At 74.9% G+C, this 12,534-nt stretch carries 13 protein-coding genes; 7 read left to right on the forward strand and 6 right to left on the reverse strand.

Features of this window, described 5'->3' with window-relative positions; genetic code table 11:
* The first annotated feature begins 131 nt into the window (after positions 1-131).
* Entirely contained in the window at positions 132-791 is a 660-nt protein-coding gene (locus AB0Q99_RS19120; RefSeq protein ID WP_363573246.1) for a hypothetical protein, read from the forward strand.
* A gap of 141 nt (positions 792-932) precedes the next feature.
* On the forward strand, positions 933-1,946 hold the full coding sequence (gene galE, locus AB0Q99_RS19125; protein WP_363573248.1) for a UDP-glucose 4-epimerase GalE: 1,014 nt from the start codon (positions 933-935) through the stop codon (positions 1,944-1,946).
* 92 nt (positions 1,947-2,038) lie between these two features.
* Here the strand turns inward: galE and AB0Q99_RS19130 are convergent, their stop codons facing one another.
* Both AB0Q99_RS19130 and AB0Q99_RS19135 read right to left on the reverse strand, forming a co-directional pair.
* The gene (locus AB0Q99_RS19130; protein ID WP_363573250.1) at positions 2,039-2,728 is read right to left on the reverse strand and encodes a transglycosylase SLT domain-containing protein; all 690 of its coding nucleotides are present in this window, start codon (positions 2,726-2,728) and stop codon (positions 2,039-2,041) included.
* A gap of 71 nt (positions 2,729-2,799) precedes the next feature.
* Entirely contained in the window at positions 2,800-3,006 is a 207-nt protein-coding gene (locus tag AB0Q99_RS19135) for an antitoxin (protein ID WP_363573252.1), read from the reverse strand.
* 258 nt (positions 3,007-3,264) lie between these two features.
* Between AB0Q99_RS19135 and AB0Q99_RS19140 the strand changes: the two genes are divergently transcribed.
* The gene (locus tag AB0Q99_RS19140) at positions 3,265-3,906 is read left to right on the forward strand and encodes a DUF6542 domain-containing protein (protein ID WP_363573254.1); all 642 of its coding nucleotides are present in this window, start codon (positions 3,265-3,267) and stop codon (positions 3,904-3,906) included.
* On the forward strand, positions 3,899-5,632 hold the full coding sequence (locus tag AB0Q99_RS19145) for an LCP family protein (RefSeq protein ID WP_363573256.1): 1,734 nt from the start codon (positions 3,899-3,901) through the stop codon (positions 5,630-5,632). The genes AB0Q99_RS19140 and AB0Q99_RS19145 overlap by 8 nt, the downstream gene beginning before the upstream one ends.
* A 32-nt stretch (positions 5,633-5,664) precedes the next feature.
* Here the strand turns inward: AB0Q99_RS19145 and AB0Q99_RS19150 are convergent, their stop codons facing one another.
* Entirely contained in the window at positions 5,665-6,492 is an 828-nt protein-coding gene (locus tag AB0Q99_RS19150; RefSeq protein ID WP_363573258.1) for a nucleotidyltransferase, read from the reverse strand.
* Positions 6,493-6,616: 124 nt separating this feature from the next.
* On the opposite strand from AB0Q99_RS19150, the gene AB0Q99_RS19155 reads away from it, so the two are divergent.
* Positions 6,617-7,054 carry a DUF4259 domain-containing protein gene (locus tag AB0Q99_RS19155; RefSeq protein WP_363573260.1) on the forward strand — a complete coding sequence of 146 codons (438 nt, stop codon included), beginning with the start codon at positions 6,617-6,619 and terminating at the stop codon, positions 7,052-7,054.
* Between the two features lie 7 nt (positions 7,055-7,061).
* Here AB0Q99_RS19155 and AB0Q99_RS19160 read toward each other — a convergent pair whose 3' ends face one another.
* Positions 7,062-8,303 carry an MFS transporter gene (locus tag AB0Q99_RS19160; RefSeq protein WP_363573262.1) on the reverse strand — a complete coding sequence of 414 codons (1,242 nt, stop codon included), beginning with the start codon at positions 8,301-8,303 and terminating at the stop codon, positions 7,062-7,064.
* 183 nt (positions 8,304-8,486) lie between these two features.
* On the opposite strand from AB0Q99_RS19160, the gene AB0Q99_RS19165 reads away from it, so the two are divergent.
* Positions 8,487-8,930: a helix-turn-helix domain-containing protein gene (locus AB0Q99_RS19165; protein ID WP_363573264.1), complete on the forward strand. Its 444-nt coding sequence runs from the start codon at positions 8,487-8,489 to the stop codon at positions 8,928-8,930.
* Between the two features lie 67 nt (positions 8,931-8,997).
* On the opposite strand, the gene AB0Q99_RS19170 is transcribed toward AB0Q99_RS19165, so the two are convergent.
* Entirely contained in the window at positions 8,998-10,377 is a 1,380-nt protein-coding gene (locus tag AB0Q99_RS19170) for a DUF6777 domain-containing protein (RefSeq protein WP_363573266.1), read from the reverse strand.
* 268 nt (positions 10,378-10,645) lie between these two features.
* On the opposite strand from AB0Q99_RS19170, the gene AB0Q99_RS19175 reads away from it, so the two are divergent.
* Positions 10,646-11,995, forward strand: coding sequence for a streptophobe family protein (locus AB0Q99_RS19175; RefSeq protein WP_363573268.1), 1,350 nt, complete (start codon positions 10,646-10,648; stop codon positions 11,993-11,995).
* A 12-nt stretch (positions 11,996-12,007) separates the two neighbouring features.
* Here the strand turns inward: AB0Q99_RS19175 and AB0Q99_RS19180 are convergent, their stop codons facing one another.
* Positions 12,008-12,505 carry a hypothetical protein gene (locus AB0Q99_RS19180; RefSeq protein WP_363573270.1) on the reverse strand — a complete coding sequence of 166 codons (498 nt, stop codon included), beginning with the start codon at positions 12,503-12,505 and terminating at the stop codon, positions 12,008-12,010.
* Between the last annotated feature and the right edge of the window lie 29 nt (positions 12,506-12,534).

Consider the following 12,534-nt stretch of genomic DNA (forward strand, 5'->3'; position numbering starts at 1 on the left):
GCTTGACCTTGCCGGTCTTCGTCACGGTGGTGAAGACCAGCGCGTCGCCGTCCCGCGCGACCCAGACCGGGGTGGCCGGCGCCCCCGCTTCCCGCGCCCGTCCCCCCACACCGCCCCGAGGAATGACCGCCATGCGAACCCGCCCGACCCTCGCCGCCGCCGCGCTCGCGGCGGCGGCCGTCCTCGCCACCGCCGTGCCCGCGGCCGCCCACGGCGACAGCGTCCACCTCGACGTCACCGGCCAGCAGAACGGCCATGTCAGTACCGTCGCCACCTGGGAGAACGACCGCGACCCGGTTACCGAGGAGTTCGCCGGCACCCTCTCCGCCACCGCCGCGGACGGCCGCGCGGTGGGCCCCTGGCGCCTGGTCGCCGTCCCGGGCCACCCGGGGACGTACACCACCCGGGAGATCCTCCCCGCCGGGCACTGGCAGGTGACCGTGGACTGCGCGTTCCCCTCCCTGGGCCACGCCCAGCGCGAGCTGGACGTCGAGGCCACCGCCATCAACGACCCGGTGCCCGCGGGTACCGCGGCCTCGCCGCGGCCGACCGACACCACCGCCGGGCCGACCCTGGAGACGGTCACCGGAGCCGCCCCGGCCCCGACGCCCGCCCCCGCGCAGCCGACCACCACCGGGCCCGCCGACGGGACTACGGTCGCCTCCGCCCACCAGACCGGCCCCGCCCGCGAGACCATCTCCGACGGCACCACCTGGGCCGCCGTCGGCACCGCCGCCGCGGCCGTCCTGCTGGCCGGCGCCGGCCTCTGGCTCCGCCGCCGCCGGGCCTGATCGGCCCCGCCGCGACCGTCGGGACGCGCCGCCCGCGACCGGTACGGGAACCAGCCGGGAACCGCCCGGGTACGAACCGACGTCCCTTCCGGTCAGCGGGCACCACCGGGCGCCCGGCCGATCGCAGGGGAGCATCCGCGCATGAAGAAGGTCCTGATCGCCGGCGGCGCGGGGTTCATCGGCAGCACGGTGGCCTCCGCCCTGCTCGACCGGGGGATCACCCCGGTCGTGCTGGACGACCTGTCGAAGGGCCGGGCCGAGTTCGTCGAGGACCGGATCTTCTACCGGGGCGACATCGCCGACGCCGCCCTGCTCGACCGGATCTTCGCCGACCACCCGGACATCGACGCGACGGTGCACTGCGCCGCGAAGATCGTCGTACCGGAGTCGGTGGCCAAGCCGCTGTACTACTACCGGGAGAACGTCGCCAAGACCATCGAACTCCTGGACGCCCTCCAGCGGCACGGCTGCACCCGCATCGTCTTCAGCAGCTCCGCCTCCATCTATGCGCCCACCCCGGACGCCCGGGTCGACGAGAGCTGCCCGGTCGACGCCGGCAGTCCGTACGCGCGCACCAAGCAGATGATGGAGCAGGTGCTCCAGGACTGGACCCGGGGCGAGGGGGCCGAGCGCCAGCGCGTCATCGCCCTGCGCTACTTCAACCCGATCGGCGCCGACCCGCAGCTGCGCACCGGCCTGCAGGACCTCCACCCCACCCACGCCCTCGGCAAGCTGATCGAGGCGCACAGCACCGGCGCGCCGTTCACCCTGACCGGCGTCGACTGGGCGACCCGCGACGGCTCCGGCATCCGCGACTACATCCACGTCCAGGACCTCGCCGAGGCGCACGTCGCCGCGCTGCTCCGCTTCGACCAGGTGATCGCCCCGGGCGCGGCGGACCGTTACCGCGTGATCAACGTCGGGACGGGCGACGGCACCACCGTCCGTGAGCTGATCGCCGCCTTCGAACAGGCTGTCGGGGTCCGCCTCGACGTCCGGGAAGCGGGCCCGCGCCCCGGTGACGTGATCGGCTGCTACGCCTCCGTCGACACCGCCCGCGACCTGCTCGGCTGGCAGCCCCGGCGCGGCATCGCCGAGGGGGTCGCCGACGCGCTCGCCTGGCGCGCCAAGTGGGCCGCCCGCCTCGGCGTCTGACGCCCGGGGAGGCGGGGCGGGGCCGGCCGCCGCCCGGCTCCGCCCCCACCGCCTCGCTCCACGGCCTCAGTGCACATCGTCACTGCACAGCGTCACTGCACGGCCTCGCCGGACTTCGTCCAGTTGTCGCGCAGCCGGTCCAGGTAGGACTGCGCCTGGGAGCCGATCTTGACGCCCCGGGCGAAGGCCAGCATGTTGCCCGCGCCCGCGTTGTAGCCGAGGGCGACCAGTTCGTCGCGGCTCAGCGGCACGCCCGGGCGGGCCGGGAGCTGGGCCGCGAGGTCGTGCAGGTGCCACGCGGCCGCCTGGACGGCCAGGTCGCGGTCGTCCGGGAGCTCCTCCCACTGGCGGGAGGCGAACGGGCGGCCCGGCTTGGTGTCGTCGAAGGCGGCCCGGTGCATGTTGGCGATGCCGAAGGACGCGTCCGGTTTGCCGCGCTGCCAGGCGCGTTCGAGCTCGGGGTCGTGCGGCTTGTACGACTCGTTGTAGAGGATCGCCATCAGCAGCTGCGGGTTGACCCCGGCCTCGGCGGCGTACTGGCGGACCGGCGCGGCGTAGTCGGCGGGGTCGTACCGCCCCGAGGGCTTCGACGGCGCCGCCGAGGCACCGGCTGACGGTGCGGTGCCGGAGGCCGGTGACGACGCGGCGGCGGACGGGGCGGGGTCGGCGGTGGTCGCTCCGTCGTGGCCGTTGCCCCGGATGAGGCCCAGCCCGGCCACGACCACGACGCCGATCACCAGCCAGCGCCCCCAGCCGGCGGGCCGCTTCTGTTCCTCGCTCACCGCTGCCGGCCCTTCCCGTTCGCCCGTGTGTCCGTTCGATCGCCGTACGGTCGATCGTGCCCGGCGGCAGGCTACTCGGCGGGCTTCCGGCCCTCGTCGAGGTTGCGCAGGAAGTCCTTCGCCTTCTCGACGCCGGTGTCGATCTGCCCGCTGTACTTGCCGTCCGTGCGGTCGTCGATCGCGTCGCCGACCTTCTCCAGCCCCTGCCCGATCACGTCGCCGTGCTCGCGGGCGAGGTCGGTGGCCTTGTCCGCGAGGTTCTTCAGACTCTCAAACATGGTGACGCTCTGCTCCTCTGATGCGTTCCTGATGGTGTGCCGACGTGGCGGGGATCATGACCATCCTAACGACGGCCCACCGGACGGTTCGCCTGCTGCCGGTCGGCCGCGGGTGACGTGGTCGACCCGGGTTTGTATGCTCCAACCCGACTTCTACAGAGGTGTAGAGGACGGGATCGCCGCCGGGACGGAAGGCGTCCCGGCACCGGCGGCGGTGCAATCGCGCCGCCGCAGCCGCAACGATCGAGGGAAGTGCGCATGGCCGGCCAGCGGGCGAGAACGCCGTACCAGGACGCGGGACCGCGTACCGAGGACCGCGCCTTCCCGGCCCAGCGCTCCCGCGAGGGCGGTGACCCGGGGGGCGCGGCGGACGCCGGGGGCGCCGGCGCGCAGCGGTCGGCGCGGGCGCCGCGGGCGGGGGAGGCGCGCCGTCGGCAGCAGCAGGCGCGGCGGCGCGGTGGGCTGGTGGCCGCGGGCTCGGCGGTCGGGCTGCCCCTGCTGGGCGCCGTCGCGGACGAGCTCGGCGGGCCCGGCGTCGGCCTGCTCTTCGCGGTGGGCGCGGTGCTGGGGACGGGCGCCGCGGCGGCGGTGTGCAGCCGGGCAGGCCGGTGGTGGGTGGTGACGGCGGCACCGGTCGTGGTGCTGCTCGTCGCATCGGGCGTGGAGTACGCGGCGGACCCCGAGCGCTACCAGGGCAAGAACCTCGGCACCGGCGCGCTGCGCTGGGTGGTCGAGGCGTTCCCGGTGATGGCCACCGCGGTGGGCGTGGCGCTGGCGGTGGCCGTCGGGCGGGCGGTGGCCGACCGCCGCCGGACCGTGCTGAGCCGCCGTCGGACGGTGCTCGACCGCCGACGACCCGACGGTTCGGGCGGCCCGACCGGGGGGAGCCGCCGTGGCTGAGCGCAACCGGAGCCGGAACGCGAACCGGAACGCGAACCGGAACGTGAGCCGGGGCGGCGGCAGCAGTGCCAGTGGCAGCAGTGCCGGCGGCCGCCAGGCCCGCCAGGGCCGCACCGGCGTCCCGCGTGGTCGCGCCCCGCGGCGCGGCGTCGCCCCGCTGACCGTCGCCGGGCGCACCCTGGCCTGCGCCGTCTCCGTCGCCGTGCTCGGTGCCAGCGGTTTCACCTGGTACGAGTACCGCAGCCTGGACGACGGCATGATCAAGTCCACCGCGCTGAGCGAGGCCAAGAAGAACGCCCCGCCGCACCTCGACAAGTCCGTCAACCTGCTGCTGATCGGCCTCGACAGCCGCAAGGACATGGACGGCAACGACCTGCCCAAGCAGTTCGTCGAGGACGAACTGCACGCCGGCTCCAGCGAGATCGGCGGCTACAACACCAACGCCCTGATCGTGCTGCACATCCCGGCCAACGGCGGCAAGGTCACCGCGCTGTCCGTCCCGCGCGACGACTACGTGCAGACCGTCGGGGCCGACGGCCGGATGCACAAGATCAAGGAGGCGTACGGCATCGCCAAGGAGGCCGCCGAGCTGAAGCTGGCCGGCAAGGGGCTCTCCAAGGCGGAGCTGGAGCGGCAGAGCCGGGAGGCCGGCCGCTCGGCCACCATCCAGACCGTGCAGGGCTTCCTGGACGTCCCGATCGACCACTTCGCGGAGGTCAACCTGATCGGCTTCTACGACATCGCCAAGGCGGTCGAACCGATCCAGGTCTGTCTCAACCACCCGGTGGACGATCCGATCATCGCCCGGACCGCCACCCACGAGGGCGGCGGCACCGGCCTCAAGCTCCCGGCCGGGATCAGCTCCCTCAACGCCGCCCAGGCGCTCTCCTTCGTCCGCCAGCGCCACCACCTGACCAACGGCGACCTCGACCGCACCCACCGGCAGCAGGCGTTCATCTCCTCCGTCGAGTACAAGCTCAAGCAGCAGGGGATCCTGAACGACTTCGGGCAGATGCAGAGGTTGTTCGGGGTGGTGAAGAAGGACGTCGTCATCGACAACGAGTGGAACATCCTCGACTTCGCCCAGCAGGCGCCCAACCTGACGGGCGGCAACGTCGAGTTCAACACCCTGCCGATCGCGGGCTTCAGGACGGTCGGCGGGCAGGAGGTCAACACCGTCAACCCGGACCTGATCAAGAAGATCGTCCGGCAGCTGTTCAACCACGAGTCGGCGCCGGGCGTGGCTCCCGGGGACACCCCGGGCGATGCTTCCGCCTCCGCCGGGGCCTCCGCCGCTTCCCCGGCCGGTTCCGCCCCGGCCTCGGCTCCGGCGCCGGGCGGTCCGGGCGGGCCGGCGAAGGCGGTGGTCGACGTCAACGCGGCGGCCGGCGCCGGTGCGGCCGCCAACGAGTCCAGGGCGCTGGCCGAACTCGGCTACCAGGCGGGCCGGATCGGCGACGCCCCGGCCAGGACCAGGGTCACCACGGTGGCCTACGGCGCCGGGGCGAAGACCGACGCCCAGCAGCTCGCCGCCCGTTACGGCGTCACCGCCGCGCCCTCCGGGGCCGTTCCGCCGGGCCACGTCCTGCTCACCCTCGCCGCCGCCCGCACCCCGACCCCGGCCGCTCCCGGGCCCTCGGGCGCGGCAGGGTCGGGTGCGCCGTCCGCCGTCCTCCCGATGCAGGGGCCCGCGGTGAAGGCGGGCGGGATCCCCTGCGTGGACTGACGACCCGTGGGCGCGGCCGGGGCCGCCGCCGGTCAGGGGCGCGGGGCCTTCTCGCCGTGCACGGCGGTGTACTCCGCCGCGAGCCAGGGGCCCAAGTCCTCGATGAGCACGGCGAGAACGGCCCGGTCCGCCTCCGGGGTGCGGGCCGTCACGGAGGCCCGGGCGGTGGCGGCGGCGAGGCGCATCTGGCCGGCGCGCTCGGGGTAGTGGGCGGCGAAGGCCTCGGCGGAGGCGGTGAGGTCGCTGGTCCAGCTGCCCCAGCGGGGCATGACCAGCGTGAAGCCGGTCCGGACGATCCGCCGGGTGACCGCGCGGGTGAGGGCGCGGAGTTCGGCGTCCGTGGTGGCGACGGCCGCTCGGTCGCGCCAGCCCGGGAGGGCGAGGGCCAGGTCGCCGTTGGTCTCCCGGGCGAGCAGGGAGCTGGGGCGGTAGCGGGGGAGCCCGGCGGCGAGGTCCGGGCCCAGCAGCGGGGTGCAGAGGCAGGCGACGAACCAGCCCAGGTCGTGCCGTTCGAGCTCGCTCAGCAGCGTGGCGGTGCCGAAGAGCAGCACGCCGACCCCGTCGACCTGCGCGAACTCGGCGTCCAGCGCGGCCTGGAGGGCGTCGGCGTCCGCCCGGTCCGCGGCCGTGGGCTCGTGGTGCAGGGCCAGCAGCAGATCGAGGTCGGAGACGCCGGGCACCGCGGTGCCGCGCGGGATGCTGCCGTAGAGGTAGGCGCTGTGCAGCCGCTCGGGGCCGAACGCGTCGGCGATCCGCTCCCGGGCGGCCGCCACCACCGGCGCGAAGGCGGCCGCCACCCGGTCGAGCGAGCCCTCCCGTGCGATGCATCCCTCGGCGTCCAGTCCCCGGTTGGTCGTCATGGGGCCTACTCTGCCCCGTGGTTGCGCCGCTGACCAGCGAATATCCGCCTGCCGGGCGGACTTGTCAGTGGGACGTGCAAGCATCGGTCGCACGCGAACACGGAGGGCGTGCGAGGGGATCGGCATGGGCACCTGGGGCATCGGGCACTTCGACAACGACACGGCGGCGGACTTCGCCGACGGCCTCGACGAGGCGGCGCCGGCCGAGCGCGAGGCGATCCTCCGGTCCGCGCTGCTGGGCGCCGCCCGGGCGGGGGAGTACCTGGACGACGGCGAGGGCGTCGAGGCGGTGGCCGCCGCCGCCTTGGTGGCGGCGCAGTGCCCGGGCGGCGCGGCGGTGGCGAGCGCCTACGGTCCGGACGGGGCGATACCGCCGTCGGCCGTCGAGCTGCGGGGGCTCGCGGTGGCGGCGCTCGATCGGGTGGTGGCCGAGGAGTCGGAGCTCGCGGAGCTGTGGGACGAGACGGCGGAGGGCCTGGCGTGGCGGCGGGGCGTACGGGCGTTGCGCGAGGTCCTGGAGCCGGTGCCGCCGAGGGCGGGGGTGCCGCTGTTCGAGCTCTGAGCGGCCGTCAACGGCGGGGCGCCGTCGTGGTCGCCCGCCAGTAGCCGAGCGCGGCGAGGCTGGTGGCGGCGCCGAGGGCGCAGACGGACGTCCAGCCGCCGTGCTCGTAGACCACGGTGGAGAGGATCGCGCCCGCGGCGCACCCGGCGGAGTAGAGCAGCATGTAGCCCGCCGTCAGCCGGCTCCGGGCCTCGGGGCGGATTTGGTAGAGGAGGTGCTGGTTGGCGACGTGGACGGACTGCAGGCCGTAGTCGATCACCACCATGGCGAGCACCAGCCACCACACCGAGTGCGGCAGGAGCGCGGCCGGCAGCCAACCGACCGTCATGGCCGCCAGCCCGAGGCCTGCGGTGCGGTCGGCCCGGCCGCGGTCGGCCTGGCGGCCCGCGAACCCGGCGCCGAGCGCCCCGGCGGCGCCGGCGAGGCCGAGGAGGCCGATCCGGGTGTGGCTCAGGCTGAAGGGCGGCGCGGCGAGCGGCAGGACCATCGGGGTGAGCAGGACGGTGATGGAGGTGAAGGTGAGCAGGGCGAGGACGGCCCGCACCCGGAGCACGCGCTCCTGGGCGAACAGGGTGAACACCGAGCGGATCAGCCGCAGGTAGCCGACCCGTTCGGCCGAGCGGCGCCGCTCGGCCGGGAGGACGGCGGCGACGGCGAGGGCCATGGCGGCGGTCGCGACGGCGGAGGCGACGTAGACGGCGCGCCAGCCGGCCAGGTCGCCGATGGTCCCGGCGACGGTGCGGGCGAGCAGGATGCCGACCACGATGCCGCCGGTCACAGTGCCGACCACGCGGCCCTGGTCGCCCGGCGCGGCGAGCGCGGCGGCATGCGCGACGACGACCTGGGCGACGACCGCCAGGACGCCGACGGCGGCCATCGCGGCGAGCATCAGCGGCGCGGAGGGGGCGAGCGCGACGGCGACGAGGGCGAGGACGGACAGGCCGAGTTGGGAGGTGATCAGCGCGCGGCGGTTGACGTGGTCGCCGAGCGGCACGAGCAGCAGCAGGCCGAGGGCGTAGCCGATCTGGGTGAGGGTGCCGACCAGGCCGATCGCGGCCGGGTCGATGCCGTGGTCCCGAGCGATCAGGTCGAGCAGCGGTTGGGAGTAGTAGACGTTGGCCACGGCGAGGCCGCAGAGGACGGAGAGGAGCCAGTTGACGGCCGGTGGCAGGCCGCGCGCCGGGGTCTCGACGGCGGGGACGGTCGGGGTCGTGGTTCCGGCTGCGGTGGTGCGTGCGGGTGTGGTCATGGGCGGGCTCCCTCGGGCGGCACCAGCATGGTTTCAAAGTGCTACCACGACACCCTGGCATATCCTGGTTTCAATAAGCAACCTCGTCCGGTCGGTACGCTGGGCGCCGACCGGCGGGAGCCGACGCGCGCGGACACGAGCCGATGAGAGCCGCGAGCCGATGAGAGCCGAGAGGTGGGAGAAGTGCCGAAACGCACCACGTACGAGGAGTGGACGTGCCCGGTCGCCCGTCCGCTCGACGTCGTCGGCGACGGCTGGGCGCTGCTGATCGTCCGTGACGCCTTCGACGGGCTGCGCCGCTTCGGGCAGTTCCAGAAGAGCCTCGGCCTGGCCAAGAACATCCTCTCGGCGCGCCTGGGCAACCTGGTCGCCAACGGCGTGTTCGAACTCGCCCCGGCCGCCGATGGCAGCCCGTACCAGGAGTACGTGCTGACCGAGAAGGGCCGTGCCCTGTTCCCGGTGATCACCGCGCTGCGCCAGTGGGGTGACCGCTGGTTCTTCGAGGAGGGCGAGCCGAGGACCCGTCTGGTGGACCGGGAGTCGGGCGCGCCGGTCGCCCCGGTGGAGGTGCGCGCGGCGGACGGGCGGGTGCTCGGGCCGGAGGACGCGACGGTGCTGCTGCCCTGAGGCGCGCCGCTGCCACCGGCCGGGAGGCCCGGACGGCGGCAGCGGGGGTGGGTGGGCCGGACGCCGGTCAGCTCGGCGCGGTGCTCACCGTGGAGACGGTGGTGCTGGTGGCCGGCGTCGTGGTGACGGTCGGCTTGACGGTGGTCGTGGTGACGGCGGCGCTCGTCGTGGTACCGGTGGCGGTCGACGCGGTGGCGCTCGACGTCGTCTTCGTCTGCGACGGACTGCTCGTGGTGGTGGAGGAGGTCGCCGAGGGGGACGACGGCCCGCCCGACGAGGTGGTCGGGCCCGAGCTCGTGGCCCCGGACGTCGTGGACCCGGATGTCGTTGAGCCGGACGTCGTGGAACCCGAGGTGGTCGAACCGGACGTCGTGGCACCCGAGGTGGTGGCACCCGAGGTGGTGGCGCCCGAGGCCGTCGCCGAGCCCGACGGCGTGGACGGCTGCCAGGGCACGGCCGGAGGGATGCCCGGAACCAGCACCTTCGGCGGTTCGACGGGCTTGTCCACGATCAGGATCCGCCCGGTCTGCCGGGCGAACCAGCCGCCGGTCTCGATGTTCACGAGGACGATCTCGGACACCGGCTGCGGCGCCGGCACCACCACGATCAGCGTGGTCGGCTCGAAGCCCGTCCAGGCCTTGCCGGTGTACTTGGCGTTGCTCATCAACTTCGCCGGCCCCAGCGGGTTGCCGCAGGCGCAGCGCACCCGGGGCACCCCGTGGGAGTCCACCAGGACGGCGGTGCCCGCCTGCAGCGCGGACTGGTACTCGACCGCGGCGCCGCTCTTGTAGCTGTGGTTGGTCACCCGGGTGTCCACCCGCAGGTACGCCGGCGTCAGCGAGCGCAGGTAGCCGGGGATGTCGGCCTGCGCGATGCCGGCCGCGGAGGCCCAGGCGCGCCCGGTGTCACCACCGGAGACCATCCCGATCAGGCGCTCGGTGTCGCAGCTGGACTTGCCCATCTCCCCGCCGTACAGCCCGGGGGAACTGCCCTCGACGCTGTGGAGGGCCGCCGTCGAGCCGCCCTTGGAGGCCGCGCCGCCCGGCTGCTGCGCCGGTGAGGTGGCGGGCGCGGGGGCGGTCATCCCCTGGTTCGCCACCGATGGGGTGAACGGGGCCGGCCCGGGGTCGGCCGGCGTCTGGAGCGCCACCTCGTTCGCGGCCGGGATGGCCTCGGTGTGGCTGCTCCGGTTGCTGACGATCAGCACCGTGGCCACCACGGCCACCACCAGGGTCGCCGCCGCCGCGGCCAGTCCCTTCGGGGAACGCCACCACGGTCGGCGCGGCCCGCCGCCGGCCGCGCCGGAGGGCCGGGAACCCCCGGGCGGCGGCGGCACGGTCGGCGGTCCGGCCGGGCCTCCGCCGGAGGGCGGTCCGGCCAGCGGTCCGGACGGGGGGCCGTACGGCGGCTCGCTCGGCGGGCCGGACGGCGGCGGTTGGGAGGTCATCGAGGCTCCGTTTCGCAGGCGGCCGGCGATCACGTCCGGCACGGGAAGCTCCTGCCACTGGTTTCCATTTCTCCCCCGGCGCCCCGCTCGCCGCAACAGCAGGTGCCCGGCCGTCGCCGAGCGTGCGTGGCGACCGTCGGCCACTCTGGAAACCGGCCGGGCCGCAGAGCCGGAAGCCGACGAGTGGCCGGCCCGTCGAGCGACCGGCCCGGCGACCAGCCCAGTGATCCAGCCCAGCGACCAGCCCAGCGAGTGACCAGGAGGCGGCATGCAGCAGCCCACGACCCGGGCCGCGGGCCCGCCCGGTGCCGTCCGCGGGTGGCTGGACGCGCTCGCCGTCGTGCTGGCCGGACTGGTCGCGATGGCGGCGGTGGCCGCGCTCGGCCTCTGGCTGGCCGGCGCCGCAGACCTCCCGGGCGGCGGCTTCCCCTCGGTGGTCGCCGCGACGATGGCTCTCGCCGTCGGCGGAGCCGTCCAACTCGACGGCGGTGCAGGCAACTTCGCCGCTGTGGACGCGGGGATCAGCGCGATGCCGCTGACCGTCTCGCTGGTCGGCGCGGTCGTGATGGTCGAGGTGTTCCTGCGTCAGCTGCGCTTCCGCGCGGTGGCCGGTGGCGGCGAACTGCTCGGCCGGATCGCCCGGACGGTCGTGGTCTGGGTGCTCGCGCTCGTGCTGCTGACCCTCCTCGCCCGGCACAGCTTCGTCGTCCCGCTCGGCGGCGACCTCGCGCAGTCGATCAGCGGCGCGCTCGGGCTCACCCCCGAGGTCGGCTTCCACGCGGACGCCCCGAGCACCATCGGCATCGGGCTCGCCTGGATGCTGCTGGTGCTCGCGGCCACCTTCGCGGTGTCCCGGCGCGCGCCGCTGCCGCCCGCTCTGGTGCGCCACCAACTCGCCGTCCGCCCGGCCGCGTTCGCGCTCTGGATGGTGCTGCTGGCGTACCTGGTGATCGGCGCGGTGGCCGGGGTGCTGACCGCGATCGTGCACGGTGACGCCCGGCATACCATGGCGGTGGTGCTGCTCGTGCTGCCGGACCTGGCCTGGATGGCCTTCGGGCTCGGCCTCGGGGCCGACTGGCAGGGCCGGCTCTCCGGCGCGGTCGGCCTGCCCGTCCCCAAGCCGCTCGCCGAGGTGCTGCGCGTCCCGAAGGGGCAGACCGCGACGGTCGACCTCGGCACCCTGGCCGCGCAGGACGCCCGCAGCTGGTGGCTGTTGCCGCTGGCCGCCGTCGTGCTGCTCGCGGCCGCCTTCCTGGCGGCCCGCCGCTCGCCCCGCAGCGTCCGGCTCTGGCGGCACGCCGTGCGGTTCGCGCTGGCCACCGCCGTCACCATGCTGCTGGTCGGCCTGTGGACGCGGATGGACGCCGCCTACGGGCTGTCCGTGCTCGGCGTCGGTCTCGGCCAGGGCGGACTGGGCGACCTGCTCGGCTCCGTCCTCGGCGACTCCGACCCGCTGGCCGGCCTCGGCAGTGGCAGCATCAGCCTGCACCCTTCGCTGGTGACGGCCGTCCCGCTGGCGGCGGCCTGGGGGCTGGTCACCGGCGGGCTCGGCGCGCTGGTCGCCACCCGGGTGCAGCACCGGGGCGAGGTGACGGCGGAGGGGCCGCCGGGCGGGTGACGGAGCGGGCCTTCAGAACAGCCGGTGCCCCTGCACCCACATGGTCCTGCTGCCGCCGCGCCGGACGAGCCGGAGTTTGTTGACGCCGTTGTGGATGCCGGCGCTGAACAGCAGCGACGGGCCGACGATCACCCCCAGGGCGGCCAGGCCGAGGAGCAGGCCGAAGGTGTCGACGGCCTGGTCGTCCCCCTCCTCGACGGTCTGGCCGCCCAGGTGGATCAGCATGGGGACGGTGGCCAGGAGCGAGAGCACCAGCAACCACCCCAGCACCCGTTGGACCTGCCGCTTGGCCCGCGCCCTGGCGGCGGTCTCCACCCGGACCGAGAACGAGCGCCGGCACCGCGGGCAGGTGATGCCGACCTGCTCGGACCCGCGGGTCGGCCGGGGCGAGCCGCCGTCCGGCAGGTGCGCGATGCTCCAGTTGACCTTCATCATGCCGGGCCGTCGTTCGACGCTCACCCGGCAGCCGAGGCCGACGATGTACCGGTCGGTGATCGGGAACCTGACCACTGCTGTCACCCCCAGCCGCCGCGACCGTC

It is taken from the genome of Kitasatospora sp. NPDC086791 (assembly GCF_040685975.1).
In the GTDB taxonomy this organism is placed as follows: Bacteria; Actinomycetota; Actinomycetes; order Streptomycetales; family Streptomycetaceae; genus Kitasatospora.